General features: G+C 54.4%; 21 protein-coding genes and 2 tRNA genes. 14 read left to right on the top strand and 9 right to left on the bottom strand.

The genetic code is table 11. The annotated features are described in order from the left end of the window. The first annotated feature begins 67 nt into the window (after window positions 1-67). Window positions 68-322 (top strand): type VI secretion system tube protein Hcp, encoded by a 255-nt coding sequence (locus RT120_RS00110; RefSeq protein WP_312978102.1) that lies wholly within the window; start codon window positions 68-70, stop codon window positions 320-322. 227 nt (window positions 323-549) lie between these two features. Further along, window positions 550-639, top strand: coding sequence for a membrane protein YpdK (gene ypdK / locus RT120_RS21730; RefSeq protein ID WP_203122160.1), 90 nt, complete (start codon window positions 550-552; stop codon window positions 637-639). Between the two features lie 54 nt (window positions 640-693). Here the strand turns inward: ypdK and alaC are convergent, their stop codons facing one another. Beyond that, a complete protein-coding gene (gene alaC, locus RT120_RS00105) occupies window positions 694-1,932 on the bottom strand; it encodes an alanine transaminase (RefSeq protein ID WP_312978101.1) in 1,239 nt (412 codons plus the stop codon). A gap of 241 nt (window positions 1,933-2,173) precedes the next feature. Between alaC and RT120_RS00100 the strand changes: the two genes are divergently transcribed. The 3 genes from RT120_RS00100 (at window position 2,174) to RT120_RS00090 (ending at window position 5,932) form a co-directional block, all read left to right on the top strand. Continuing rightward, a complete protein-coding gene (locus tag RT120_RS00100) occupies window positions 2,174-3,412 on the top strand; it encodes a DUF1479 domain-containing protein (protein ID WP_312978099.1) in 1,239 nt (412 codons plus the stop codon). Between the two features lie 81 nt (window positions 3,413-3,493). Next, the gene (locus RT120_RS00095; protein WP_312978097.1) at window positions 3,494-5,191 is read left to right on the top strand and encodes a sensor histidine kinase; all 1,698 of its coding nucleotides are present in this window, start codon (window positions 3,494-3,496) and stop codon (window positions 5,189-5,191) included. A 9-nt stretch (window positions 5,192-5,200) separates the two neighbouring features. Then, the gene (locus RT120_RS00090) at window positions 5,201-5,932 is read left to right on the top strand and encodes a LytTR family DNA-binding domain-containing protein (protein ID WP_312978095.1); all 732 of its coding nucleotides are present in this window, start codon (window positions 5,201-5,203) and stop codon (window positions 5,930-5,932) included. Between the two features lie 25 nt (window positions 5,933-5,957). Here RT120_RS00090 and glk read toward each other — a convergent pair whose 3' ends face one another. Continuing rightward, window positions 5,958-6,923 carry a glucokinase gene (gene glk / locus RT120_RS00085; protein WP_312978093.1) on the bottom strand — a complete coding sequence of 322 codons (966 nt, stop codon included), beginning with the start codon at window positions 6,921-6,923 and terminating at the stop codon, window positions 5,958-5,960. A gap of 204 nt (window positions 6,924-7,127) precedes the next feature. On the opposite strand from glk, the gene RT120_RS00080 reads away from it, so the two are divergent. After that, a complete protein-coding gene (locus RT120_RS00080) occupies window positions 7,128-8,360 on the top strand; it encodes an ion channel protein (RefSeq protein WP_312978091.1) in 1,233 nt (410 codons plus the stop codon). Here the strand turns inward: RT120_RS00080 and RT120_RS00075 are convergent. Next, window positions 8,357-10,018, bottom strand: coding sequence for an alpha-keto acid decarboxylase family protein (locus tag RT120_RS00075; protein WP_312978089.1), 1,662 nt, complete (start codon window positions 10,016-10,018; stop codon window positions 8,357-8,359). The two genes, RT120_RS00080 and RT120_RS00075, sit on opposite strands and share 4 nt — an antisense overlap. A 184-nt stretch (window positions 10,019-10,202) precedes the next feature. On the opposite strand from RT120_RS00075, the gene mgrA reads away from it, so the two are divergent. The 5 genes from mgrA (at window position 10,203) to nagA (ending at window position 15,978) form a co-directional block, all read left to right on the top strand. Further along, window positions 10,203-11,192, top strand: coding sequence for an L-glyceraldehyde 3-phosphate reductase (gene mgrA / locus RT120_RS00070; protein ID WP_312978087.1), 990 nt, complete (start codon window positions 10,203-10,205; stop codon window positions 11,190-11,192). Between the two features lie 144 nt (window positions 11,193-11,336). Beyond that, the gene (locus RT120_RS00065; RefSeq protein ID WP_312978086.1) at window positions 11,337-11,663 is read left to right on the top strand and encodes a DUF2502 domain-containing protein; all 327 of its coding nucleotides are present in this window, start codon (window positions 11,337-11,339) and stop codon (window positions 11,661-11,663) included. Window positions 11,664-11,850: 187 nt separating this feature from the next. Next, the gene (locus tag RT120_RS00060; protein WP_312978084.1) at window positions 11,851-13,410 is read left to right on the top strand and encodes a PTS transporter subunit EIIC; all 1,560 of its coding nucleotides are present in this window, start codon (window positions 11,851-11,853) and stop codon (window positions 13,408-13,410) included. A gap of 11 nt (window positions 13,411-13,421) precedes the next feature. Beyond that, a complete protein-coding gene (locus RT120_RS00055; RefSeq protein ID WP_312978798.1) occupies window positions 13,422-14,777 on the top strand; it encodes an adenylosuccinate lyase family protein in 1,356 nt (451 codons plus the stop codon). Further along, the gene (nagA, locus tag RT120_RS00050) at window positions 14,767-15,978 is read left to right on the top strand and encodes an N-acetylglucosamine-6-phosphate deacetylase (protein WP_312978082.1); all 1,212 of its coding nucleotides are present in this window, start codon (window positions 14,767-14,769) and stop codon (window positions 15,976-15,978) included. The genes RT120_RS00055 and nagA overlap by 11 nt, the downstream gene beginning before the upstream one ends. Here the strand turns inward: nagA and RT120_RS00045 are convergent. Next, window positions 15,971-17,518, bottom strand: coding sequence for a hypothetical protein (locus RT120_RS00045; RefSeq protein ID WP_312978080.1), 1,548 nt, complete (start codon window positions 17,516-17,518; stop codon window positions 15,971-15,973). The genes nagA and RT120_RS00045 overlap by 8 nt on opposite strands. Before the next feature lie 94 nt (window positions 17,519-17,612). After that, window positions 17,613-18,851 carry an Nramp family divalent metal transporter gene (locus RT120_RS00040; RefSeq protein ID WP_312978079.1) on the bottom strand — a complete coding sequence of 413 codons (1,239 nt, stop codon included), beginning with the start codon at window positions 18,849-18,851 and terminating at the stop codon, window positions 17,613-17,615. A gap of 350 nt (window positions 18,852-19,201) precedes the next feature. On the opposite strand from RT120_RS00040, the gene RT120_RS00035 reads away from it, so the two are divergent. Further along, complete coding sequence (locus RT120_RS00035) at window positions 19,202-20,401, top strand: NupC/NupG family nucleoside CNT transporter (RefSeq protein WP_312978077.1); 1,200 nt, start codon at window positions 19,202-19,204, stop codon at window positions 20,399-20,401. A 43-nt stretch (window positions 20,402-20,444) separates the two neighbouring features. Here RT120_RS00035 and RT120_RS00030 read toward each other — a convergent pair whose 3' ends face one another. From RT120_RS00030 to RT120_RS00020, 3 genes are all read right to left on the bottom strand, one after another. Beyond that, window positions 20,445-22,634, bottom strand: a complete 2,190-nt coding sequence (locus RT120_RS00030) for an EAL domain-containing protein (protein WP_312978075.1) — start codon at window positions 22,632-22,634, stop codon at window positions 20,445-20,447. A gap of 229 nt (window positions 22,635-22,863) precedes the next feature. Then, window positions 22,864-22,939: transfer RNA gene (locus RT120_RS00025), tRNA-Ala, on the bottom strand. 38 nt (window positions 22,940-22,977) lie between these two features. After that, a tRNA-Ala gene (locus RT120_RS00020) sits at window positions 22,978-23,053 on the bottom strand. Window positions 23,054-23,271: 218 nt separating this feature from the next. Between RT120_RS00020 and RT120_RS00015 the strand changes: the two genes are divergently transcribed. Together RT120_RS00015 and RT120_RS00010 are read left to right on the top strand one after the other, a co-directional pair. Next, complete coding sequence (locus RT120_RS00015; RefSeq protein ID WP_312978073.1) at window positions 23,272-23,634, top strand: YfeC-like transcriptional regulator; 363 nt, start codon at window positions 23,272-23,274, stop codon at window positions 23,632-23,634. Window positions 23,635-23,637: 3 nt separating this feature from the next. Continuing rightward, window positions 23,638-24,024: a YfeC-like transcriptional regulator gene (locus RT120_RS00010; protein ID WP_312978071.1), complete on the top strand. Its 387-nt coding sequence runs from the start codon at window positions 23,638-23,640 to the stop codon at window positions 24,022-24,024. Window positions 24,025-24,074: 50 nt separating this feature from the next. On the opposite strand, the gene gltX is transcribed toward RT120_RS00010, so the two are convergent. Then, complete coding sequence (gltX, locus tag RT120_RS00005; protein WP_312978069.1) at window positions 24,075-25,490, bottom strand: glutamate--tRNA ligase; 1,416 nt, start codon at window positions 25,488-25,490, stop codon at window positions 24,075-24,077. Window positions 25,491-25,804: the final 314 nt, after the last annotated feature.

Below are 25,804 nucleotides of genomic sequence, written 5' to 3'. Positions count from 1 at the left end.
TCTACCGGGGCGGGGTCAGTCCACAACGGCTCAGAAGTGTCTGGATTATCCACGGCGATTCAGGCAGTTGTCAGGCCGAGAAGGCGCAATTGAGGTTATGAATAGCGGGTACAGCATGTACCAGGTGACATGTTCTAACACTGGCAAGCTCATGGGGGCCCGGCAGCACAACGGATTCAAACTGCACAAAGAAATTGATAAAACATCACCATTTTTTGCCGTAGCACTATGCCAGAGCCGCCGATTACAGAAAGCGGTCATTCATTTCACCCCTTCAGCTTTTACCTTTCAATTTTGGTTAAGGCACAAACATATCTACTGATTTAACATAAGGTTACATCACGTCAAACCCTGCTCGAAAAAAAGACGTTTTTCCGCTTCCACCCGCTTGTGAACCCTCAAAATTAAGCGTAGATTAGCGCCCGGATGTGATCTACATCCCCCAACAATGGCGAAACGGCAGGCACACAGGGATTTGTCCCAAAGTGAAATGCGTGCGGTTTTAGCTTTCTATAATGAGACCTGACGTTAATTTTGGCGTGTCGTGCGATGCGCGGAGTGAGTGACGTGAAATATTTATTTATGGGCGTTTCGGTAATGGTCGTTCTCTGGGCCGGTACTTTTGCGCTGATGATTTAGTTGAAGCCTGAGCCGGTCAAAAAAACAGGAGCCATTTGGCTCCTGTTGTCGTTTTTATTCCTGATTTTCCAGCGTCGTTTTGCCTGATACCGGCAGCAGCCCGTCGGCGCGGAACATCGCTTTAATGCCTCTCACCGCCTGACGGATACGGTCGCGGTTCTCAATCAGCGCGAAACGCACATGAGTATCACCGTAATCGCCAAAGCCAATGCCCGGCGACACGCACACTTTGGCGTCCTGCAATAATTTTTTGGCGAACTCCAGCGAACCCATTGCCGCGTAAGGCTCAGGGATTTTGGCCCAAACGTACATCGAAGCCTTCGGCATTTCCACCATCCAGCCCGCTTCATGCAGCCCTTTCACCAGCACATCGCGGCGGCGTTTATACTGTTCGGCGATATCACGTACGCACTGCTGATCGCCTTCCAGCGCGGCGATGGCCGCCACCTGCAAGGGGGTAAAGGTGCCGTAATCGTGATAGCTTTTAATCCGCGCCAGGGCGTTAACCAGTTCCTGATTGCCCACCATAAAACCGATGCGCCATCCCGCCATGTTGTAGCTTTTCGACAGGGTGAAAAACTCCACCGCCACATCACGCGCGCCAGGCACCTGCATAATAGACGGCGCTTTCCAGCCATCGTAGACGATATCCGCATAGGCCAGATCGTGCACCACCAGCACATCGTAGCGTTTCGCCAGCGCCACCACTTTCTCGAAGAACTCCAGCTCCACGCATTGTGACGTCGGGTTAGATGGAAAGCCCAGAATCATCATTTTCGGTTTCGGGTAGCTTTCACGAATGGCGCGTTCCAGTTCGTTAAAGAAATCGACCCCTTCCACCAGCGGCACCGAGCGCACCTGCGCCCCGGCAATCACCGCGCCGTAGATATGAATCGGATAGCTTGGGTTAGGCACCAGCACCGTATCGCCGTGATCCAGCGTCGCCAGCATCAAATGCGCCAGCCCCTCTTTGGAACCGATGGTCACGATGGCTTCGGTTTCCGGATCGATATCCACCTGATAGCGGTCCTGATACCAACGGGAAATCGCCCGCCGCAAACGCGGGATACCGCGCGATGTGGAATAACCGTGCGTATCCGGGCGCTGGGCCACGGTGCAGAGCTTCTCGACGATATGCGGCGGGGTCGCGCCGTCCGGGTTGCCCATACTGAAATCGATAATATCTTCGCCGCGCCGACGCGCAGCCATTTTCAGTTCAGCGGTGATGTTAAAAACGTACGGGGGAAGACGATCGATACGCGAAAAACGGCGTTTAGGACTGAAGTCAGCCATAGATTCCTCGAAGTTACGTAAGCGCCCGGACCGTCCGAGCGACGCTGCCACTGATGTGGCCTGTAGAGAAAATAGCCTGAAAAATTTTGTTCTGTCGAGCGGTATTTTAAAAAATCATTGCCGCCAAAAACGGGAACCTTCATTTGAAACTTATCCCTGTTTTATTCGATTGAATGGTTCTATATTAACTCTGTCGCAACAAAACAATAACCTCTTGTTCTCTTCAGCCGGAGTTATCATCATGCCCTTACACATTGACGATCTGCCCACCGCTATTCGTGAAATAAAACAGCAGCTTCGCCGCGAACTGCCTCAGTATCAGCAGGTGTTTAAAGAACTGGAAGCGGATATCTCCCGTCAGATCGACGCGATCCGCGCTGAACAGGCGCGCGGTGAAAACCCGGTTCCGCAGATCCATGCCGATGATATTGTTAATGGCCGCATTTCCGAACAGCAAAAAGCCCTCATCCGCCAGCGCGGTTGCTGCGTAATTAAAGGCGTTTTTCCGGAACAAACCGCCCGCGCCTGGAATGAGGAAGTCGGTAACTATCTGGAGCGTAATAATTTTATTGAGAAGCTGAAGAACGCGGCGGAAGACAACTATTTCGGCACTCTTGCCGACAGTAAACCGCAAATTTACGGCATTTACTGGTCGAAGCCGCAGGTTGAAGCCCGCCAGGATGCGCGTATGAAAGCGGCACAGGTGTTTCTCAATAATCTCTGGCAAACCGAAAGCCACGGCAAGCAGCATTTCGACCCGAACCGGGTGGTAAGCTACGCGGATCGCACCCGCCGGCGTCCGCCTCGTTCCGGCTCGTTAGGCCTGTCCCCGCACGTGGATGGCGGCTCAGTGGAACGTTGGCTGGATGAGAATTTCCGTCACGTTTACCGTCACGTATTCAGCGGCGAGTGGCAGCGCTACAGCCCGTTTGATGCTGAAGGCCGTACCGAAGCGCGTGAAATCCCCTCCCCTGCGGTGTGCTCAATGTTCCGCACCTTCCAGGGCTGGACCGCGCTTTCCGAACAGCGCAAACACGCAGGTACGTTAACCCTGCTGCCGGTGGCCAATGCGATGGCGTATATTTTACTGCGTGCCTTGCAGGACGACGTGCCGGACGATTCGCTGTGCGAAGCCAAACCTGGCCGGGCGCTTTCCATTAATCAAACCTGGCATCCCCTTTTATTAACCGGGATATCCTCAATTCCCGATATGGAACCGGGCGACACGGTTTTCTGGCACTGCGATGTGATCCATGCGGTGGAAAATGAGCATAACGGCGAGTTCGACAGCAACGTCATGTACATCGCCGCCGCGCCGTGGTGCGAGAAAAACGCCGGGTATGTGAAGCGCCAGTGGCCTGCGTTTGTTGAAGGTAGATCGCCGCCAGACTTTGCCGCCGACGATTTCGAAGTCGATTTCGAGGGCCGCGCCACCGAAGCCGATCTCACGCCGGCCGGTAAGGAACAGCTTCACGGCTAACCACTGATTCACACTGGCGTCTGTTCATCAGGCGCCAGGTTTCCTATCATAGCCCCTCTGCTTGCCATCTGAGTTCCCCCTGTGCACGAAATTTTTAACATGCTCCTGGCGGTATTTGACCGCGCCGCGCTGATGCTGATCTGCCTGTTCTTCCTGATCCGCATCCGTCTGTTCCGCGAACTGCTGCATAAAAGCGCCCACACGCCGCGCGAATTGCTGGCGGTCACCGCAATCTTCTCGATGTTCGCGCTATTCAGCACCTGGTCCGGCGTGCCGGTGGAAGGATCGCTGGTTAACGTGCGTATCATCGCGGTGATGGCGGGCGGCATTCTGTTCGGCCCGTGGGTCGGTATCATTACCGGCGCGATCGCCGGCGTTCACCGTTATCTGATCGATATCGGCGGGATCACGTCGATCCCCTGTTTAATCACCAGCATCATCGCCGGTTTTCTTTCCGGGTGGATCCACGTGCGGGTGCCTAAGGCGCAGCGCTGGCGCGCCGGGATTATCGGCGGCATGGTGTGCGAAACCCTGACCATGACCCTGGTGGTGGCGTGGGCACCTTCCACTGAACTGGGGCTGGATATCGTCTCGAAAATCGGCATTCCAATGATTTTAGGTACCGTATCGATTGGCTTTATCGTCCTGCTGGTGCAGAGCGTGGAAGGGGAAAAAGAGGCCAGCGCCGCGCGTCAGGCCAAGCTGGCGCTGGATATCGCCAACAAAACCCTGCCGCTTTTTCGCCACGTCAACACCGATGCGTTACGCCAGGTGTGCCAGATTATTCGTCGCGATATTCATGCCGACGCAGTCGCCATCACCAATACTGACAATGTGCTGGCGTATGTGGGCGTGGGCGAGCATAACTACCAGCAAAATGATGACGGCATCAGCCCAACGACCCGCCAGGCCATCAACGACGGCAAGATCATCATTAAAAACAATGATGAAGCCCATCGCACCCCGGAAATCCACTCCATGCTGGTGATCCCGTTGTGGGAGAAAGGTATCGTCACCGGCACCCTGAAAATCTATTACTGCCACGCGCACCAAATCACCTCATCGCTACAGGAAATGGCGGTGGGCCTGTCACAGATTATCTCCACTCAACTGGAAGTTTCTCGCGCCGAGCAGTTGCGCGAGATGGCGGATAAAGCGGAACTGCGCGCGCTGCAAAGCAAAATTAATCCCCATTTCCTGTTTAACGCCCTGAACGCGATTTCGTCTTCCATCCGGTTGAATCCGGACACTGCCCGCCAACTGATTTTTAATCTCTCGCGCTACCTGCGCTACAACATTGAATTAAACGATGACGAGCAGATTGATATCAAAAAAGAGCTGTACCAGATTAAAGATTACATCGCCATTGAGCAGGCGCGCTTCGGCGACAAGCTCACGGTGATTTATGACATCGACGAGGACGTAAACTGCGTGGTACCGAGCCTGCTGATCCAGCCGCTGGTGGAAAACGCCATTGTGCACGGCATCCAGCCCTGTAAAGGCAAAGGCGTGGTGACGATTAGCGTGACCGAATCCGGCAGCCGGGTGCGCATTGCTGTGCGTGATACCGGGCACGGTATCGACCCCGATGTGGTGGCGCGCGTCGAGGCAGACGAGATGCCGGGCAACAAAATCGGCCTGCTGAACGTGCATCACCGGGTGAAATTACTGTACGGCGAAGGGCTGCAAATCCGCCAGCTTAACCCCGGTACTGAAATTGCCTTCTATGTGCCCAACCAGCCGCTGGCGCGCGCCGTTGCCGCCGCGCAATTTTCCTGAGGAGGAACGATGAAAGCGATCATCGTTGAAGATGAAATTCTGGCCCAACAGGAACTGAGCTGGCTGATTAATAACCACAGTCACATCGAGATTGTCGGCACCTTTGACGACGGGCTGGACGTGCTGAAGTATCTCCAGCACCACACCGTGGACGCCATTTTTCTCGACATCAATATCCCGTCGCTGGACGGCGTGCTGCTGGCGCAAAACATCAGTAAGTTCGCCAGTAAGCCGTTTATCGTGTTTATCACCGCGTGGAAAGAGCATGCCGTAGAGGCGTTCGAACTGGAGGCGTTTGATTACATTCTCAAACCCTGGCAGGAGTCGCGGATTATCAGCATGCTGCAAAAGCTGGAGGCCGCCGGGCAGCAGCAGGCCAGCCCGCAGAGCGCCGCCCCGGCTAGCCGGGAAAACGCCACCATCAACCTGATTAAAGACGAGCGGATCATCGTTACCGATATCAACGATATCTATTACGCCGAAGCCCACGAAAAAATGACCTTCGTGTACACCAAACGCGAAGCCTATGTGATGCCGATGAATATCACCGAGTTTTTCAACCGGCTACCGGAAGGGCATTTTTTCCGCTGCCACCGCTCGTACTGCGTGAATCTGCATAAAATCCGCGAGATAGAACCGTGGTTCAACAATACCTACATCCTGCGTTTACGGGATCTGGATTTCCAGGTGCCGGTGAGCCGCAGCCGGGTAAAAGAGTTTCGCCAGTTAATGCGATTGTAAAAAAAGCGCCTCGCGGCGCTTTTTATCAGAGAATTTGTCCCAGAATCTGGCGCAAATGCGCGCCCGCGCCGAGTAGCCCAGGCTGATCGTGGACGATCAGGTACACCGGAATATCCTGCACGTAGGCTTTAAAACGGCCCTTGTCTTCAAAACCACCGCGGAAGCCCGACGCGCGGAAGAAATCCAGGAAGCGCGGCACAATCCCACCGGCGATATAGACGCCGCCAAAGGTCGCCAGGTTCAGCGCCAGGTTGCCGCCAAAACGCCCCATGATCACGCAAAACAGCGACAGCGCGCGACGGCAGTCGATGCAGGCATCGTCCAGCGCGCGTTCGGTCACGTCTTTCGGCATCAGGTTTTCCGGCAAGCGTCCATCAGATTTGACAATGGCGCGATAGAGATTGACCAGTCCCGGCCCGGACAGCACGCGCTCGGCAGATACGTGGCCGATTTCCGCACGCAGCTCCTCAAGGATAATGCCCTCTTCTTCACTGTTGGGTGCGAAATCCACATGACCGCCCTCGCCCGGCAAGCTGATCCAGCGCTTGTCCACATGCACCAGGTGCGCCACGCCAAGACCGGTACCCGCGCCGTAAACCGCGATGGGTTTGCCTTCTACCGGCTCGCCGCCGCCAAACTGGATCAGGTGTTCTTTTTTCAGCATCGGGATCGCCATAGAAACAGCGGTGAAATCGTTGATGATTTCCAGATGGTCGAAGCCGAGGTTTTTGCGCATTTCTTCGGTGGAAAACGCCCAGGTGTGGTTGGTCATTGCCACCCAGTCGCCGGTGATTGGGCAGGCGATGGCGATGCAGCCTTCGGTGACGGTCGCGTCATGCTCGGTCAGATAAACCCGTACCACTGCCTCAAGGGTGGGATAATCCAGCCCGGAATACGTTTTCGCGCGCTCGATTGCGCCGGTTTCAAGGTTACAGAGCGCTAAGCGTGCGTTGGTGCCGCCTACATCTCCCACCAATGCAAATTTGGTCATTATTTAACAGCTCCGCTAAAGTCAAAATAGGTCTTCGGCACACTCTAAATACAAGGCATCATCACCACAATGTCCTTTATGCTGACGACCCATGATTATTGAGGCGTGTCACAGATTACGTTTACCGTTTCAGCACCTTTGCAATCAGCACAGTAATCTGGTGGTCAGTAAAGCGCCAGCCTTTTCATTCATAAGGATTATCCAATGCTTCATCCCCGCGCCAGAACCATGTTGATGCTCGCGTTGCCGGCATTGCTGATCGGCATTGCCAGCAGTTTAATCTTACTGTTTATGATGCGGGTCGCGGGGATTTTACAGACCTTTCTGTGGCAAACGCTGCCTGCGACGTTTGGGGTTTCCCTGTTTGCCCCCGGCTGGATTATCACTATTCTGACGCTCACCGGCATCGCGGTCGGCCTGGTGATCCGCTTCTTTCCCGGCCACGGCGGGCCAGACCCAGCCAGTGAGCCGCTGATCGGTAACCCGGTGGAAAGCCGTGCCCTGCCCGGCCTGGCGCTGGCGATGATCCTCGGCCTGGCGGGTGGGGTCAGCCTTGGGCCGGAGCACCCGATTATGGCAATCAACGTCGCACTGGCGGTGGTATTAGGCGGTAAGCTGTTTCCCCGCGTTCACTCGCTCGACTGGACGATTCTGGCAGCGGCAGGCACCATCGGCGCGCTGTTTGGCACGCCCGTGGCGGCAGCGCTGATTTTCTCCCAAACGCTGAACAGCACTCATGACGTGCCGCTGTGGGACAAGCTGTTCGCTCCGCTGATGGCGGCGGCGGCAGGCGGGGTGACGACCAGCCTGTTTGTTCACCCTAACTTTTCGCTGCCCATCGCCCACTATTCGCAACTGCACCTGACGGATGTGTTCAGCGGCGCGGTGGTGGCGGCCATCGCCATTGCGCTGGGCATGGTGGCGGTGTGGTGTTTGCCGCGCCTGCACGCGCTGATGCGCAGGATTAAAAGCCCGGTGCTGATGCTGGGCGCGGGTGGATTTATTCTCGGCCTGCTGGGGGCCATCGGCGGGCCGCAAACCCTGTTCAAAGGCGTCGACGAGATGCAGCAACTGGCGTTCGGCCAGACCTGGACGGTATACGACTATTTCCTGTTTGCGGTTATTAAACTCGCGGCGCTGGTGATTGCCGCCGCCTGCGGTTTTCGCGGCGGGCGTATTTTCCCGGCAGTATTCGTCGGCGTGGCGCTGGGGCTGATGCTGCATGAGCATGTTGACGCCGTCCCGGCAGCGGTCACGGTTTCCTGCGCGGTGTTGGGCATGGTGCTGGTGGTGACACGCGACGGGTGGATGAGCCTGTTTATGGCGGCGGTGATCGTACCGGATACCCAGTTGCTGCCGCTACTGTGCATTGTAATGCTCCCGGCCTGGCTGCTGCTGGCCGGGAAGCCGTTAATGGTCGCCGGGCCTAAAGACTAAGCCTGTCCGCCGTTACGCGCGCCCAGTGACCGGGTGACGGCGGTCAGCAGTTCCGGAAGATCCTGCTTTGGCAACATCACTTCCAGTAATGACAGCCGCGCCGGATGCGCCAGCCGCGCCAGCACTTCCTTAAGCTGCACGGTTTCGCTGACCTGCCAGCATTCGGCTTTATGATGGACATCCAGCGCATGGGGCAGCGCCGTCCAGTCCCAGGGGGCGATGTCGTTGTAGCGCTGCTCCGCGCCATGTATGGCCCGCTCCACCGTGTAGCCGTCGTTATTCAGCACGATAACCACCGGGCGCAAATCGTCCCGCAGCATCGATCCCAGCTCCTGAATGGTTAACTGCGCCGCGCCGTCGCCGGTGATCAGCACCAGCCGCCGCGCTGGGCAGGCGGTTTGCGCGCCGAACGCCGCCGCCAGCGCGTAGCCTATCGACCCCCACAGCGGCTGGACGATAAAGGTCACGTCATCCGGCAGCGTCAGGGTTGCCGCGCCAAACGCAGCGGTGCCCTGATCCACCACCACAACATCCCCCGGCCGCAGCCAGTCCTGAATCGCCAGCCAGAAAGCATGCTGATCCAGCCCGCCGTCGCTTTCCGGCAGCGGCGCGGGTTTGATATCCGGCAACGACAGTTGATGCTGAATCTGGCGTACTTCGCGATGCAGAATAGTTAACGCCTCGGCCATCGGCAGGCCGCTAAACCAACGCTCGCCAATGCGTACGCCATCGGGCATTACCTCAATGGTTTGTTCACGGGTAAGATGTTGGCTAAATCCGGCGGTGGTGGTATCGGTAAATTTCACGCCGACGCAAATCACCACATCGCTCTGTTCAATCGCCTGGCGCTGCGCCTGGGCAGTGGCGGCACCGCTATACGTACCCGTAAATCCTGCGCCGCCTTCGTTAAAAATCCCTTTGCCCATCAGCAGAGAGCTGTGTGCCAGCGGGATGGCTTTTACCCACTGTTGCAGGGCGCGCCGCAGGCCAAAACGCTCCGCCAGATAATCCGCCAGTAGAGCGACATGCTTAACGCCGGAAAGCCGCTGCTTAACAGCGTGACGAAACGCCTCCAGCAGGGCGGGATCGGCGCTTTGCACCGCCTTTGTGAGAGCGCTTTCAGGGCGGATGGCAGGCTTTTTTGCCACATCCGCAGGCAGCATCAGGTAACCGGGACGCGAAGCGGACTGCATCTCGTGGATCACCCGGTCGATTTCTTTGCAGGCGTTTTCCGCCGTGAGTACCGCATGAGCGGCGCATAACTCGCTGGCAATACGCACAAAATGGCGAAAATCACCATCGCCGACGGTGTGATGCATCAGTTCGCCGCGCTGCTGCGCGCCTGACGCGGGCGCGCCGACGATGTGCAACACCGGAACGTGTTCGGCATAGCTGCCCGCCACGCCGTTAAGGGCGCTGAGTTCGCCCACGCCAAACGTGGTTAATAAGGCTCCCGCACCTTTACAGCGAGCGTAGCCGTCGGCGGCATAGGCCGCATTGAGTTCGTTGGCGCAGCCTACCCAGGCCACTTCCAGGTGCGCGATCACGTTATCGAGAAACTGTAGGTTATAGTCGCCCGGTACGCCAAAAAGATGGGTGATTCCACTTTGCGCCAGCCGGTCCAGTAGATAATCCGCCACACAATAACGCTGAGCCATGGAGCATTCCTTTTTATCAGGAGCCTGATTGAAGTATTAAGGAACTGCGATCCCTGTCCAGGTATCCGATCGAAAAGTGCGTGGCACGCGAGATTTACAGCCTGATGCGGTGTAGTGTGCAAAGACGCTAACGTTGTGTAAACGTATACACGGTTAAAATCTCCTTACTGATGAGGCAACACGCATGGTGTATCAGGCAGATCCCGCACGCTATCAAACGATGGAATTTCGCCGCTGCGGACGAAGCGGGCTAAAACTTCCCGCCGTTTCTCTGGGGCTTTGGCATAACTTTGGCGACGCCACGCTGGTGGATAACAGCCGCCAACTGCTGCGCCGGGCGTTTGATCTTGGCATCACCCATTTCGATCTCGCTAATAACTACGGGCCGCCGCCGGGTTCCGCCGAGCACAATTTCGGGCGGATTTTTAAAGAAGACTTCCTGCCTTATCGCGATGAGCTGATTATCTCCAGCAAAGCCGGTTACACCATGTGGGACGGCCCTTACGGCGACTGGGGTTCGCGTAAATATCTGATCGCCAGCCTGGACCAGAGCCTGAAGCGCATGGGGCTGGAATACGTGGATATTTTCTATCATCACCGTCCGGACCCGGAAACCCCGTTACAGGAAACTATGCGCGCGCTGGATCATCTTGTGCGCCAGGGGAAAGCGCTGTACGTGGGCCTGTCGAACTACCCTGCCGCGCAGGCGCGCGAGGCGATTGATATCCTGAATGATCTCGGTACGCCATGTTTAATCCACCAGCCGAAATATTCCATGTTTGAGCGCTGGGTGGAAGCAGAACTGTTGGACGTGTTGCAGGAAAAAGGCGTTGGCAGCATCGCGTTTTCACCGCTGGCAGGCGGGCAGTTAACCGACCGCTACCTGAACGGCATTCCGTCTGATTCGCGCGCCGCCAGCGGCAGCCGCTTCCTCAACCCGGATCAGCTTACCGAGGAGAAACTGGCTAAAGTGCGTAAGCTTAACGCGCTGGCGCAGCAGCGTGGACAGAAGCTGTCGCAAATGGCGCTGGCCTGGGTATTACGTGACGATAAAGTGACATCGGTGTTAATCGGTGCCAGTAAGACCAGCCAGATTGAAGACGCGGTAGGGATGCTGGCGAACCGGCAGTTTAGCGCTGAAGAGTGCGCGGCAATTGACGCCATCCTGTCCTGACGGCAAATCAACGGGTAACGGGTCTTTTTAGCATTTTGTGCTATCCAAAATGAATTCGGAGTTGTGGCGAAGATACGGGGCTTTACCACCCCGTAATATTGCTGTAACAGGCCGGCCACGGCCCCGATCGTGAAGGAGAAGACTATGTTCAGGTCACTGTTGCTTGCAGCCTTTCTGTTGGCGGGAGCGCCAATGATGGCAAGTGCAGGCGAAATCACCCTGTTACCCTCAATAAAATTACAAATTGGCGATCGTGATAATTACGGTAACTACTGGGACGGCGGTCGCTGGCGCGATCGTGATTACTGGCACAACCATTATGAGCGTCGCGGCGGCTACTGGCGTAAACACGACAATGGCTACCATCGCGGCTGGTATAAAGATCGCAACGCCTATGAACGCGGCTACCGTGAAGGCTGGCGCGACCGGGACGACCATCGCGGGCGCGGTAAACATCACCACCGCCATTAATGAATTTGCAAAAGGAGCCTCCGGGCTCCTTTTTTGATCGCTGGTTTATTTTCGTCAACCTCATTATGTGATCGCCCCGACAATTTCTTACGGGCAATTTTTGCGCCCTGCTTCAGACATTATTTGACCTTGAGCTCCCCTTCCTCAAACGTGTTTGATAATACGATGTCTTATCGGGGATATTGTCATGAACGCGAATTTTAAAAACGAAATACAGACGTTCGGCCGCTCGTTATTATTACCCATCGCCGTATTAGCACCGGTTGGGATGGTAATGGGCATCAGCAGCGCGCTGGGCCAAAATTACATGATTGAAAAATTGCCTTTCCTGGGGAATGCCGGTTTCAAAGCGGTGCTTTCATCCCTGGGATTAATCAGCAGCGTGGTATTCCAGAATATCCCGCTGCTGTTCGCCATGGGCGTGGCGTATGGGATGTCGAAAAAAGAGAAAGGCATCGCGGTATTTGCCTCGGTCATCGCCTATTTAACGCTGTTGATTTCTATGCACGTGCATTTGAAATTAACCGGACAGCTGGCAAAAGGCGATTTAGCGCTGGTCGGCCAGGGCATGGTGCTCGGGGTGCAGACCTTAAAAATTGAGGCCGTCGGCGGGATAATAGCCGGGTTGCTTGCCGCCAAAGTCACCGACCGCTATTACCGGCTACAACTGCCGCTGGCGTTTGCTTTTTTCAGCGGTAAAAAATCGGTGGCGATATTGGCCATCGCCTTTGCAATTCCCATCGGGTTAATTATTCCGTTTATCTGGGATCTGTTTACCGCCGGGATGAAAAGTATTTCGACCATTTTGATGGCACCGAATATCGGGGCCGGGATTTATATGACCCTCAACCGGTTACTGATCCCCTTTGGTCTGCATCACGTGTTGAGTTCGACGGTGCGTTTTACCGAAGCAGGCGGCACCTATTTCATTGACGGCCAAACCTACGTCGGCATTTTACCCGCCATCAATAAAATCCTGTTCGAGCTGGGGCCGAACCATCCGGCGTGGGATCAGTATATGCCGACGCTGACCAGCTATCTGGCCTCCACCCAAATGCTGACCACCCTGTTCCGCGTTCCGGCAATTGGCCTGGCGATGTATCACATGGCCTATTTCAAAAATAAAAAGTTCGCCAAAGGGATGATCCTGACGGTGGTGCTGACGGCGGTGCTGGGGAACATTACCGAGCCGCTGGAGTTCTCGTTCCTGTTTATTGCGCCGAAGCTGTTTATCGTTTATGCCCTGCTGTGCGGCCTGATGGCGATTCCGTTACAGCTGCTGGATATTTCCGTTGGTTATATTCGCGGCACAATTTTTGACTTCGGTATTTTCGGCCTGATGTACGAACACACCCGCTGGCTGAACCTGATCCTGTTAGGCATTGCCAACTTCGTGGTGTTCTATTTCGTGTTCCGCTACGCCATCGGCAAATTCGATATTAAAACGCCGGGCCGTGAAGCAGATATTGCCGACAGTACGCTGCTGAATAACAAAGAGTACGACAAAGTCGCCGAACTGGTGATTGAAGGGCTGGGCGGTAAAACCAATATCAAACGCGTGGAAAACTGCGTGTCGCGCCTGCGTATTGATTTAAACGATCAGAAAAAGCTTGATATGGGCATTCTCAAAGATGCCGGATCAATGGGGACGTTTATCCCCTCCAGCAACCATATCCATGTTGTGTTCGGGCCACACGTCGAGTTTGTCCGTAACGCCGTTGACGACGCCTTAGCCGGTCACCACTAAGAGGAAGCATGATGCGAGCCCTGTACGATTCAAAAAGTAAAACCATTAACGATCGCGGCATGAAAGCGCTGTTCAGCCAGGAAGCGCGTATCCAGTCCTGGCTGGATGTGGAGGCTGCGCTGGCGTTGGCTCAGGCGCAAGCCGGGATGATCCCGCAGGCGGCGGCGCAAAACATTGCCGAAAACTGCCTGCTGTCGCGCATCGACCTGAACGAAATGGACCGTCTGCTGCGGGAAATCGGCCACGGCTTTGTACCGATGATTAAAGTGCTGGTGAAAGCCTGCTCCCCGGAAAGCGGCAAATACGTGCATTACGGCGTGACCACTCAGAATATTCAGCAAACCGCGCAGTTGCACCTGGCCTGGCAATGCCAGCAAATCATCAACGGGTTTGTAGATGACACGCTGCGCAACCTGGCGCGCATGGCGGAACAGCATAAAAACACGCTGATGGCCGGACGCACCCACGGCAAACACGCCCTGCCGATTACCTGGGGCTATAAGGTCGCGGTGTGGATTGATGAGCTGTTGCACAGCCGTGAACGCATGAAACAGGCGGAAAGCCGCGTGTTTACCGTGATGATGGGCGGCGCGGTGGGGGCGTTCCACGCCACTGGCGAAACCGGACGCCAGGTACAGGAGAGCGTGGCGCAGCATCTGGGGATGCATTCGATGCGGGTGCCGTCGCGCAGCGCCCAGGTGTATCGCACCGAGTTCATCAGCAACCTGTGTTTACTGGCAACCACGCTGCAAAAAATGGCCGAAGAGGTGTATCTCACCTCCGGCGAAGAGTATGGCGAAGTCTCGGAAGCCTTCAAGAAAGGCACTGTCGGCAGCAGCACCATGCCGCAAAAGGTGAACCCAAAGCTGGCGAAAGGGATTATCGCTAACGCGCAAAAACTTTACTCGGTGCTGACATCGTCACTCTACGTGTGCCCGCGCCCGTTCGAGGCCGACAGCTCCGCCTATTTCATTTTCGACGCCAATTTGCAGGAGAGCATGGAGCTGATGGCGGAAATCGTGATGCGCGCCGAAGAGTTAAGCCGCACGCTGGTGATTAATCCTGAGCGGATGAAGCAGAACGTCGGCATTACCCACGGGCTGATTAACAGTGAAAAAATCATGATGGCGCTGGTGGCGCGACTGGGCAAAGATCCGGCCCATGAGCTGGTTTACGAGATGGCGATGCGCAGTACCCATGAAGGCATCGAATATGGGCAGGTGCTGCGCGAACAGCCGGTGATCCGCGCCAGTTTTGATGACAATGAGATTGAAACCCTGCTCGACCCGGCCTGCTACACCGGGCTGTGCGCGCAAATCGCCCAGGAAATGGCGCAGCGGGTAAGGAGCGAAATCGATGACGATTAACGCGTTTCGCTCGACGCAGATTGTGACCCCTGAAGGGTTACGGAGCGGTGTACTGGTGGTGGAAAACGGCAAAATCACCGCAGTGGCTGACGACTATCGCGGCGAGGCGACGGACTGCGGCGATAACTATTTAATGCCCGGCTTTGTGGACATTCACGTTCACGGCTGGGGGCGCGGTTCATTTGCCTGGAAAGGCACCCGTGAATCTGTGCAGGCCATGAGCCGGGATCTGGTTCAGGCGGGCGTCACCGCGTATCTCGCCACCAGCGCGACTATGCCGCAGGATTTCCTTGAACGCTCATTGCAAGCGGCGGCGGAGTATATCGAAACCGCCGCGCCGGGCGACGGCGCAGAAGCGGTGGGCATCCATATGGAAGGCCCCTACATCAATGAAAAGTATTTGGGGATGCAGCGCAAAGACAGTCTGCAACCACCGTCCGTCGCCGGGTTCCAGCATTTTAACCGGCTGGCGAATGGGCATATTCGTCTGATGACCCTGGCACCGGAACTGGACGGCGCATTGGCGCTGCTCCGCTATCTGCACAGCCAGGGGATCACCGCCTCCGCAGGGCATACCGACGCCACCTTCGATCAGATGACCGCCGCCATCGAAGCGGGACTCACGCACGTGACCCACGCGTTTAGCGCCATGCGCGGTTTGCATCACCGGGAGCCCGGCGTAGTGGGCGCGGTGATGTATTACCGCAATCTGTATGCTGAAGTGGCGAAGCAGACCGGCATTACCCTGCGCCCGGAGGTGTTCGATATTCTTTATCGCATCAAGGGTGACCGCCGTCTGGTGATGATGAGCGATTGCCTCGGCTACGTGGATTTCCCGGAAGGCTACGAATTTCATCACTATCTGCGCCAGGAAACATTCCGCATTTCCGCCGGGAAATTACAGATCAGCGGCAAGGACGGAGCGACGCGCAGCATTGCACCGGATGACTGGCATGGCGTGCGCCAACTGGAGATGAGTTTTCTCGATTCAATAAAAGCAGTGGTGGACCGGCTGGAAAACGGTCTGGTCTCCGCCGCGCACATCGCCTGTTTGAATCCGGCGCAGCTGGCGGGCGTCGCCGACCGCAAAGGTAGCCTTGAAGCGGGTAAAGACGCCGATTTTCTGGTGCTGGACGAGGCGTTGGATCTCAACGCCGTATGGTGTCGCGGCGTTAAGCAGCCGCTCGGCTGCGTTAAATAAAAATTCCTGGGTAGTGTTGCGCTACAAACGCGCGCAGTTGCTGTTCATTCATCCCGGCGGCCTGTTGAGCAAACTGCGCTGCCGGGATTTTTTTCTTCGCCCGCGACAATCCCTGCTGGCGCAGCAGAGTAATATCGTCCTGGGTAAGATGAAAATTCACCTTGATATAATCGAGCTGATAATACTTCAAATAGCTGGATATTTTATTGGTGAAGGTGATCAGTAAATCAAAGGGAATGGTTTTCAGCTGGTGCAGTTCATTAATATTCACGCAGGCAACAATATCGATATGAAACCAGGCGTGAAGTACCTCTTTAAAATAGCCAATTTTACTTTCTGACGAGTTGGTCACGATAATAATCCGCTTGCGGGGTTCACTGACCAGCCGGTTTTGCAGTTCATATTTTTTGAGTATCAGCAGCAGTGTCGCCAGATGGACGCCGGAAAACTGGATCGCGTAATGCTGTTCCATTGACGCCAGCGCCTGCTTTACGCTTTCCCAGAGCTGCGGATAGCTGGCGCGTACCCCCTGTAATTTTTTATCTTCAAACCACAGGTGAAATTTATTCTGAATAATCGCCGAACAGATAAACTGATATACCTCGGCAAAACACGCCTGGCGATTATAAAGGATACTGACCAGCGCTGGTTCGATACGTTCAATAAACCGCCCTACCGCCTCGACTAATGGCCGATCGTAAAGCGTGAAGGCGCGCCAGGTGGTGCTCAATGACGATACCAGCAGATCCAGAAAGCGGTTTTCATTTTGCGATTCAAACAACCCGAACGGGACTGTGGCAATAAAATCCAGCGTTGATGTATCGTTAATTTCGTGGCCACGCTTCAGGCGATGCATGGCAAGGCTCAGGTAAACCAGAAAATACTTTTTACCGTTATAACCGAGGCGCAATGTCGGTTCGATACGTTGCGTGTACAGCCGCGCGGCGGCAGCGATCTCCTCATGGCACTGGCTGAGAAAACGCGCCGCCACCGAGCGGTTTACCGGATCGTTGGCTTTATGGGTAATTAACCGGTGGTCTTCGCCAATTTCGACGGTCTTTAGAATGGTTAAGCACACCGCGATACGCAGCGCGATTTCGTCACCAGACAGCGCCGAGCCTTTGCGGTGAATACTTTGTAGGGCTAATTGATTATCCTGCAAGAACTGGCTTAAAACCGGCGCATCGTTTTTTAACGTGCTGGCGCTAACGAAAAACCGGGCGTAATACTCGCTTTTATTCACCACGTCGTTCAGGCACAGCGCGACAAATAAATCGCGGGTGCGCTCTTCCGGGCTGGTGATATAGCGGTTGAACTTAATTTTCTCCAGCAGCTCGATATATTCGCCGTAGCCCATGGTGGTGGTAATCAACTGATTATCAATATGCAGATGAAATTGCTCAGGCAGCAGCGCATTAATTTCTTTCATGGTGCGCTTTAACGTTGAGAGCGTTTTGCCGAAACGCTGGGTCACGTCGCCAATGGCAACCGGGCAGTGTTCCTGGACATATTTCACGAAAACCAGATCAAATCCATTCATGGAAAATACGGACCAACGGGCGTTGAAAGAAGGTAACCCAGTTTAGCGGGTAATGATTGAGAAAACCGTGACAGATGGCCTGTCACGGTCTGGCTTACAGGTCGAAAAGCGTGCCGATCAGCAGCCACAGGTTGAGCGCCACTACCAGCCCCACAATCCCCCAGCCGATAATCCGTACCCGAGGGGTATTGACCAGTGACCCCATCAGTTTGGCATCGCTGGTAAAACGCAGCAGCGGCACTAACGCCAGAGCGATACCAAAGCTCAGCAGGACCTGGCTCATCACCAGAATGCGCGTCGGATCGAGGCCCATCAGGATCACAATAAACGACGGCGCCATAGTGATACTGCGGCGCACCCACAGCGGGATATGAAAACGCACGAAGCCCTGCATGACCACCTGCCCCGCCAAAGTACCGACTACGGTGGATGACAGGCCCGCCGCCACCAGGCTCAGGCCAAAAATGGTCGCCGCCGCATGGCTTAATAACGGCTCGAGAGTTAAGTAAGCCTGGTCGAGATCGGCGACCCCGGTATGACCAGAAAAGTGAAATGCCGCCGCCGCCGTCGCCATCATCGCCAGGTTCACGAAACCGGCGATGGTCATGGCAATCGCCACATCCCATTTGGTGGCGGAATAGCGTTCGGCCCGCGAGCCTTCATGCAGGTTCTGGGTCAGTGACGAGTGCAGATAGATAACGTGCGGCATAATGGTCGCGCCCAGCACGCCTGCGGCGAGAAACACCGCTTCCGAGGTCGGCAGGCTGGGGATAATCATCCCTTTGCCCAGTTCTGCAAACTCCGGCTGAGAAAAAATCAGTTCGACGATATACGCCACCGCCACAAACAACAGCAGTCCGCCGATCACCCTTTCCAGCGGCTTCTGGCCACGGCTTTGCAGCATCAGGATCAGGAATGTCGCCACGCCGGTGAGTATCGCCCCCTGTAACAGCGACACGCCGAGGATCAGCTTGAAGCCGATGGCCGCGCCGATAAATTCCGCGAGATCGGTCGCCATGGCGATAATTTCCGCCTGGACCCAGTAAAACCACACCAGCGGGCGTGGATAGTGGTCGCGAATTTGTTCGGCGAGATTTTTGCCGGTGGCGATGCCCAGTTTGGCGGACAGCACCTGAATCAGCATCGCCATCAGGTTGGCCCACACCACGACCCACAACAACTGGTAGCCGAAGCTGGCCCCTGCCTGGATATTGGTGGCGAAGTTACCGGGATCGATATAGCCAATCGCCGCGATAAACGCGGGCCCCATCAACGCCAGCCTGAGTTTACGCGCCGTACGGCCATTACTGTTATCAACGCGACTGCTGGTCATTTTTTGCCTCAAGATATAGCCTTTGCTATGTTTCATGCTAACAAAATGAGAATGATTATCAAGTTCATTCACAAGGGGAGCGTACGATTACTTTGATAGCTAAAAACGATGTTGGAAGAGCCGCGTGCGTAGCGCCGTGTTTATCAACGGAGCGTGGCGAAGTGTTAAAAGTATAGCCGGAGAACGTAACCTTTCAGTTCTTTACGTAACATATCAGAAATGTCTGGTGGATCACTATTTTTGCGGTTCGTCACAAGACCTTACTATAGTGAGCGGTAGATCTCGTTTTATTACGCCTCGTTGCATAGAATGTGCAGGAAAATTAAACCTGCCTCATATTCGGAGCACATATGTCCCGCGTTCTGCACTTTGTTCTGGCGCTCGCCGTTGTTGCGCTGCTTGCTTTGCTGATCAGTCGTAACCGCAAAGAAATTCGTATTCGCTTTGTTGTTCAATTATTAGTTATAGAAGTGCTTCTTGCCTGGTTCTTCCTTAACTCTGAGATTGGTCTCGGATTTGTGAAGGCGTTCGCAGGCATGTTCGACAAACTGCTCGGCTTTGCGCGCGAAGGGACAAACTTCGTCTTTGGCGGCATGAACGATCAAGGCCTGGCATTCTTCTTCCTGCAGGTTCTGTGCCCTATCGTCTTCATTTCCGCGCTGATCGGTATTTTGCAGCACATTCGCGTTCTGCCGATTGTGATCCGCGCTATCGGTACCGTGCTCTCCAAAGTGAACGGTATGGGTAAACTGGAATCCTTTAACGCCGTCAGCTCGCTGATCCTCGGCCAGTCGGAAAACTTCATCGCTTACAAAGATATCCTCGGCAAGATGTCCCGCAACCGCATGTACACCATGGCGGCTACGGCAATGTCGACGGTATCGATGTCCATCGTTGGCGCGTACATGACCATGCTGAAGCCACAATACGTGGTGGCGGCGCTGGTGCTCAACATGTTCAGTACCTTTATCGTGCTGTCGCTGATTAACCCGTACCGCGTTGAACAAGAAGACGAAAACCTGCAGATGTCCAGTCTGCATGAAGGCCAAAGCTTCTTCGAGATGCTGGGTGAATACATCCTGGCCGGTTTTAAAGTGGCGGTGATCGTTGCGGCGATGCTGATTGGCTTTATCGCACTGATCGCGGGCCTCAACGCGCTGTTCGCTGCGGTACTGGGCATCTCCTTCCAGGGCATTCTGGGTTACGTGTTCTACCCGATTGCCTGGGTGATGGGCGTACCGGCAAGCGAAGCGTTGCAGGTGGGCAGTATCATGGCGACCAAACTGGTTTCCAACGAATTCGTAGCGATGCTGGATCTGCAGAAAATTGCCCAGTCCGCTTCCCCGCTGTCTGCGCGTGCGGAAGGCATCCTGTCTATCTTCCTGGTATCGTTCGCTAACTTCTCGTCTATCGGTATTATCGCCGGTGCGATCAAAGGCCTGAACGAAGAGCAAGGCAACGTGGTATCCCGCTTTGGTTTGAAACTGGTATACGGCTCCACGCTGGTGAGCGTGCTGTCGGCGTCCATCGCGGCGCTGATGCTGCCGTAAGGTTTACCAGAATTAAAAAACCCGCTTCACGAAGCGGGTTTTTTTATGCCTGAACCAGCGTGCGCAGGGGCACCGGTCTGCCGGTGAGATAACCCTGGAGATAATTCACTCCCAACTCCAGCAGCAGTTCGCGTTGTGCTTCGGTTTCGACGTACTCCGCCACCACTGAAAAGGATTTGGCCTTCGCCAGTTCGCAGATCGATTTCACAATCATGTTATCCAGCGAGTCGGTCAGGATATCCTGGATAAAGCAGCCATCGATTTTGATGATATCCGCCTGCAGGCGCTTCAGGCGTTCAAAATTCGCATACCCGGTGCCAAAATCATCAATCGCGATACGAAAACCGCTTTCACGTAACAGCGTGATATTTTGAGTAGTGGTTTCCGAGTCGGAAAACGCCTGTTCTTCCGTAACTTCGATAATCACCCAGCTTACCGGCACGGCATACTCTTCAAACAACGCAATAATCTGCCGGGCGACACCTTTTTGCATCAGGGTTAACGGCATTAAATTGACCGAGAAACGCGGGCACTGGCTCGTGACCGGATGCTGGCGCAGAAACTTCAGCAAGCCGGTCAATACCTGCATATCAAAGCGTACGCTGAGGTTGAAATGGGCCACGACTGGTATAAATTTATCCGGCGTGAGAAAGACATCATCACAGCGCATGCGCGCCAGAATCTCGTGATATCCCTTACCGTTCGCATCGACAATAGGCTGTGCGTACAGCTCAATGTGTTCTTCTTCCAGCACCTGTTTGACCTGTTTAAGCAGCATGATACGCTCGGTAGTTTCGCCAGAGATAGTGACCTTACTGTTCTGATTAAGCGGCAATACCGGTTCGTCCGCCGTCACCTGTTCCGCCAGATAACTTAGCTGGCTGATCACCCGATAAAGCTCATCTTCGTGATAATTTATCGCCGACCAGGTGGCACCATAATCGATATCCAGCTGCACGTTATTCCACGGAAGCCGCTTACTGTTTAACAGATCGACCATATGGCGCAGGCGCGCCTCCGGTTCCGGGCCTTTCAGGAAAATTAAGAGATCGCTGCCAGGCAACTGGAATACCATCTCGCCCTGTTGAAGCCAGGGCTTAAGCATGCTGGAAATCAATTGTTTTACGTGAACGCGCATCATTAGCCCGTAATGGCGGCTCAGGAAATCCATATTATTGAGGCGCAGGCAGCACAGTGAACCGGCGCGTTCTCTTTCAATGACTTTTTCCAGCGCGCGTAAATTAGGCATCCGGGTTAACGGATCGGTTTGTGATAATGAGAAATATTGCCGTTTCATTCTCTCATTGCGCTGAAATATTACCGTCATAAACAGCACGGATACCGTAAAAGCAATAAATACCGATAACACGAAGGCCAGAGAATACGCGGAATTGCCGTACAAAAAACTTTCGTTCCAGCTCAGTAACATCCAGGCGGATAGGGACCATAACAGGCTAATCAGTCGCGGGCCGATTTTGAAAACGCCAATGGTGAATAGCACAAAGACAACGGGCACGATGTATCCCGATATCCAGTCGGTTTCATAGGGGCCGCAGCAAATAACCAGTACGGCAACCACCACCATCAACCAGCAGAAAGTAAATATGCGCCGTCTGCGGGAAAACACCGGAACAATACAGCGCCGGAAAAATGCGCGCGCAAAGGCCGGGCTTAACAGCATTCGCAACGGATAATAAAACATCCCGCTAAAGACCAGCGCCGCCGCCACCGTATTCTGACCATCAACGATATTAAACATTGTCGAACTGTGGCCGAAAAAGGGCTCGACGGCGGCAGGGAACGTCATAAAGTGCCCAAGGACATAGCGCATCATCTTACTGAGCAGCGGTGCGGCGAACCCTATCCATAAAATCCGATGCCCTACTCCTCTCCCCGTCAGGTTATAGCGCCAGCGGCGGCCAAGAAAGGCCTGGCAAATCGCGCCGCACAGAATAAACGGTGCCATAAAGCAAAAAAGAAAGGCGCCAAGCTGAAACACGCTCAGGGGATAACGATGTGAATAGGAAATCGCTAAGACAATTATCAGCGGGGCGATGGCATGACGGCCAAATAACAGGAACATCGCCACCATGACGCTCAGCGGTAAATAAGCGAGATAAAGCGCCTGCCCATCAATAATCGCTTTGGGGGATATATAACGTGCCACCGGCACCAGTAAAAAACACAACACCAATGCTACAAAAAATCTTTTTACGTTAATTCTATTTAACATGGATATATATATTTTACTTGTTAATTTGGCACGTGAAATAAGCGACACCAATAATATGGTTAATGTTTACCCGACGCAAGTGATGACCAGATTAATCTCCCCTCAATAAACAAGGCGTTAACGAAATACTACAAATTGACATAAATAAAATTAAATCATTGACCGGGGAAATCATAAAGAGGCAGGACGCAGAAACGAAAAACCCCCGCCGAAGCGAGGGTTTGAAAGGTGGTGGAGCTAAGCGGGATCGAACCGCTGACCTCTTGCATGCCATGCAAGCGCTCTCCCAGCTGAGCTATAGCCCCACGATTTTTTGTTTGCACCAAACTTGTGGGATGAAGTTTGGTGGAGCTAAGCGGGATCGAACCGCTGACCTCTTGCATGCCATGCAAGCGCTCTCCCAGCTGAGCTATAGCCCCGACGCAAAATCGTTGTCGTGTTGACGGCCCGAATAATATGAATTCCACCCTGGACTGTCAACGCGAAATTCACCGATTGGATTCAACCGCTGAAAAAGCCAGCAACATGGCATCTGTCTCGCACTTTCCTGAACTCGCTAGTTATTCACGTCACAGTTTCCAGTAAAATAGTGCTATAAGATGAACAGCTAATAACCTTATAAATCACTGGAGTACTCATGCTCAAGGAACGAATGACGCCTGAAGAATTGGCATTGCTAACGGGTTACAGCCGGCAAACGATTAATAAATGGGTGCGCAAAGAGGGATGGGAAACCTCACCCAAGCCCGGCGTGCAGGGCGGTAAAGCCAGATTGATCCACGTGAATGAACAAGTTCGACATTTTATTCGCAGCGCACAGCGCGCCTCTGAACCTCACGCATCTTATGTCGCCCCGCAAGCCGAAACGCCGCTCGAAAATTTGCTGATTAATTCATTGAAAGAGATGACCCCGTCCGAACAAAAACAGATGACCTCTCTTTTACTGCGAGAAGGTATTTCCGGGATGTTGCAACGACTCAGTATTCGTCATGATGACTAGCCTATGATGATTTTCAAACCAAGGATGACCCCGGCAGAACTGGCCGAATTAACGGGCTATAAAGCGCAAACCATTAATCGTTGGGTAACCGATCAGCAATGGCAAACCGTTCCTTTAAAAGGCGTTAAGGGAGGAAAAGCGCATCTGATTATTGTGGATGACCGGGTGCGTGAATATGTCTCCGGCACGCGGAAAATGCAATCCAGAACGGAAGGCTACCACGCCGCAGAACCCGTAATTGCTTACGGTGACGATGCCGCGCAACTGGAAAATCAATTACGGCAGGTCGCCCAGGCCATGACGCCCCATGAGCGCCAGCAGCTTTCTGCCTTGATTCTACGTGAAGGCATCAGCGGGCTGTTAAAGCGGCTCGGCATTAAAGATGAATAGCGACCAAAAATAAAGCCGGTATTCACCGGCTTTATTTGTCAACCGCAATATTACTGCTGGCTTTCACGCTCGGCGATAAACGCCAGCGCTTTATTGATACGTTCTACCGAACGGCTCTTGCCGATAGCATGCACGGTCACATCCAGGCCTGGCGACTGCCCTGCCCCGGTAACCGCCACGCGCAGCGGCATCCCCACTTTACCCATACCGACTTCCAGCTCATCCGCCGTGGCCTGAATGGCTTCGTGGACATTTTCCGCCGTCCAGTTGGTGATAGCCGCTAATTTATCGCGCACCACTTCCAGCGGTTGGCGTGCTACCGGACGCAGGTGTTTTTTCGCCGCGTCGGCGTCAAATTCTGCGAAGTCTTCATAGAAATAGCGGCAGGTCGCAGCCATCTCTTTCAGCGTCTTGCAGCGCTCGCCCAGCAGTTTTACCAGCGCCGCCAGTTCCGGGCCGTTGCGGGTATCGATATTTTCCTGCTCGATATGCCACTGTAGATGGGTCGCCACATATTCCGGCGCTAAGGTATTAATGTAGTGATGGTTCAACCATTGCAGTTTTTCCGTGTTGAAGGCGCTGGCGGATTTGCTGACCGCATGCAGATCAAAAAGCTTGATCATCTCTTCGCGGCTGAAAATCTCCTGATCGCCGTGAGACCAGCCCAGGCGCACCAGATAGTTCAGCAGCGCTTCCGGCAGATAGCCGTCATCACGATATTGCATCACGCTGACCGCGCCGTGGCGTTTGGAGAGTTTTTTACCGTCATCGCCGTTGATCATCGACACGTGGGCATACAGCGGCACCGGCGCGTTCAGCGCTTTCAGAATGTTGATCTGGCGCGGGGTGTTGTTGATATGATCTTCGCCACGGATCACATGGGTAATTTCCATGTCCCAGTCATCAACCACAACGCAGAAATTGTAGGTCGGGGAACCGTCGGTACGGCGGATGATCAGATCGTCCAGCTCCTGGTTGCTGAATTCGATCGGGCCGCGGATCTGGTCGTCAAAAATTACTGAACCGTCCTGCGGGTTGGCAAAACGCACCACGCACGGCTCATCGGCGGCGTGATGTTCATGGCCGTGACGGCAACGCCCGTCGTAGCGCGGCTTTTCGCCTTTCGCCATCTGTTCTTCGCGCAGCGCCTCGAGACGCTCTTTGGAGCAGTAGCATTTATACGCCGTGCCCGCTTCCAGCATCTCATCAATCACCGCGTTATAGCGATCGAAGCGTTTGGTTTGGTAGTACGGACCTTCGTCCCACTGCAGGCTCAGCCAGTTCATGCCGTCCATAATAGCTTCGATGGCTTCCGGCGTTGAACGCTCCAGATCGGTATCTTCAATGCGCAGGACAAATTCACCGCCGAGATTGCGAGCAAAAAGCCAGGAATAGAGAGCAGTACGAGCGCCACCAACGTGCAGATAGCCGGTTGGGCTCGGTGCGAAGCGGGTTTTGATTTTCATTAATTGGCCTTACGTTTGTAAAGGTGCCGGAAAACGGCAAATGCCTGGGAATGCTAAGTGGGCAATATTCTACCACCGTCAACCGATTCCTCAATGTTGAACCCTGTTGTTAAGCGTTAATGCGATAAACTGACGACAAATCAAGCGTCAACGGGGAAGAAACGATCGCATTGGCTAAATTTAAGACGAGCGATTAAAAACTTAAGAAAATGCGTTGACTCATTTTTAACTCTCCCTATAATGCGACTCCACACAGCGGGGGTGATTAGCTCAGTTGGTAGAGCATCTCCTTTACACGGAGGGGGTCGGCGGTT

The organism is Atlantibacter sp. (genome assembly GCF_032062175.1).
Lineage (GTDB): Bacteria > Pseudomonadota > Gammaproteobacteria > Enterobacterales > Enterobacteriaceae > Atlantibacter.
The sequence above is the reverse complement of the archived record's forward strand: the minus strand, read 5'-3'. Positions and strand labels throughout refer to the sequence as shown.

Bases quoted from the DNA above. Each gene is read 5' to 3' on its own strand.
- RT120_RS00055 (WP_312978798.1), top strand. From the start codon at position 13,422: ATGCGAGCCCTGTACGATTCAAAAAGTAAAACCATTAACGATCGCGGC.
- RT120_RS00075 (WP_312978089.1), bottom strand. From the start codon at position 10,018: ATGGCTCAGCGTTATTGTGTGGCGGATTATCTACTGGACCGGCTGGCG.
- nagA (WP_312978082.1), top strand. From the start codon at position 14,767: ATGACGATTAACGCGTTTCGCTCGACGCAGATTGTGACCCCTGAAGGG.
- alaC (WP_312978101.1), bottom strand. From the start codon at position 1,932: ATGGCTGACTTCAGTCCTAAACGCCGTTTTTCGCGTATCGATCGTCTT.
- RT120_RS00065 (WP_312978086.1), top strand. From the start codon at position 11,337: ATGTTCAGGTCACTGTTGCTTGCAGCCTTTCTGTTGGCGGGAGCGCCA.
- RT120_RS00090 (WP_312978095.1), top strand. From the start codon at position 5,201: ATGAAAGCGATCATCGTTGAAGATGAAATTCTGGCCCAACAGGAACTG.
- RT120_RS00060 (WP_312978084.1), top strand. From the start codon at position 11,851: ATGAACGCGAATTTTAAAAACGAAATACAGACGTTCGGCCGCTCGTTA.
- RT120_RS00040 (WP_312978079.1), bottom strand. From the start codon at position 18,851: ATGACCAGCAGTCGCGTTGATAACAGTAATGGCCGTACGGCGCGTAAA.
- RT120_RS00035 (WP_312978077.1), top strand. From the start codon at position 19,202: ATGTCCCGCGTTCTGCACTTTGTTCTGGCGCTCGCCGTTGTTGCGCTG.
- glk (WP_312978093.1), bottom strand. From the start codon at position 6,923: ATGACCAAATTTGCATTGGTGGGAGATGTAGGCGGCACCAACGCACGC.
- gltX (WP_312978069.1), bottom strand. From the start codon at position 25,490: ATGAAAATCAAAACCCGCTTCGCACCGAGCCCAACCGGCTATCTGCAC.
- RT120_RS00080 (WP_312978091.1), top strand. From the start codon at position 7,128: ATGCTTCATCCCCGCGCCAGAACCATGTTGATGCTCGCGTTGCCGGCA.
- RT120_RS00045 (WP_312978080.1), bottom strand. From the start codon at position 17,518: ATGAATGGATTTGATCTGGTTTTCGTGAAATATGTCCAGGAACACTGC.
- mgrA (WP_312978087.1), top strand. From the start codon at position 10,203: ATGGTGTATCAGGCAGATCCCGCACGCTATCAAACGATGGAATTTCGC.
- RT120_RS00015 (WP_312978073.1), top strand. From the start codon at position 23,272: ATGCTCAAGGAACGAATGACGCCTGAAGAATTGGCATTGCTAACGGGT.
- RT120_RS00030 (WP_312978075.1), bottom strand. From the start codon at position 22,634: ATGTTAAATAGAATTAACGTAAAAAGATTTTTTGTAGCATTGGTGTTG.
- ypdK (WP_203122160.1), top strand. From the start codon at position 550: ATGCGCGGAGTGAGTGACGTGAAATATTTATTTATGGGCGTTTCGGTA.
- RT120_RS00010 (WP_312978071.1), top strand. From the start codon at position 23,638: ATGATGATTTTCAAACCAAGGATGACCCCGGCAGAACTGGCCGAATTA.
- RT120_RS00100 (WP_312978099.1), top strand. From the start codon at position 2,174: ATGCCCTTACACATTGACGATCTGCCCACCGCTATTCGTGAAATAAAA.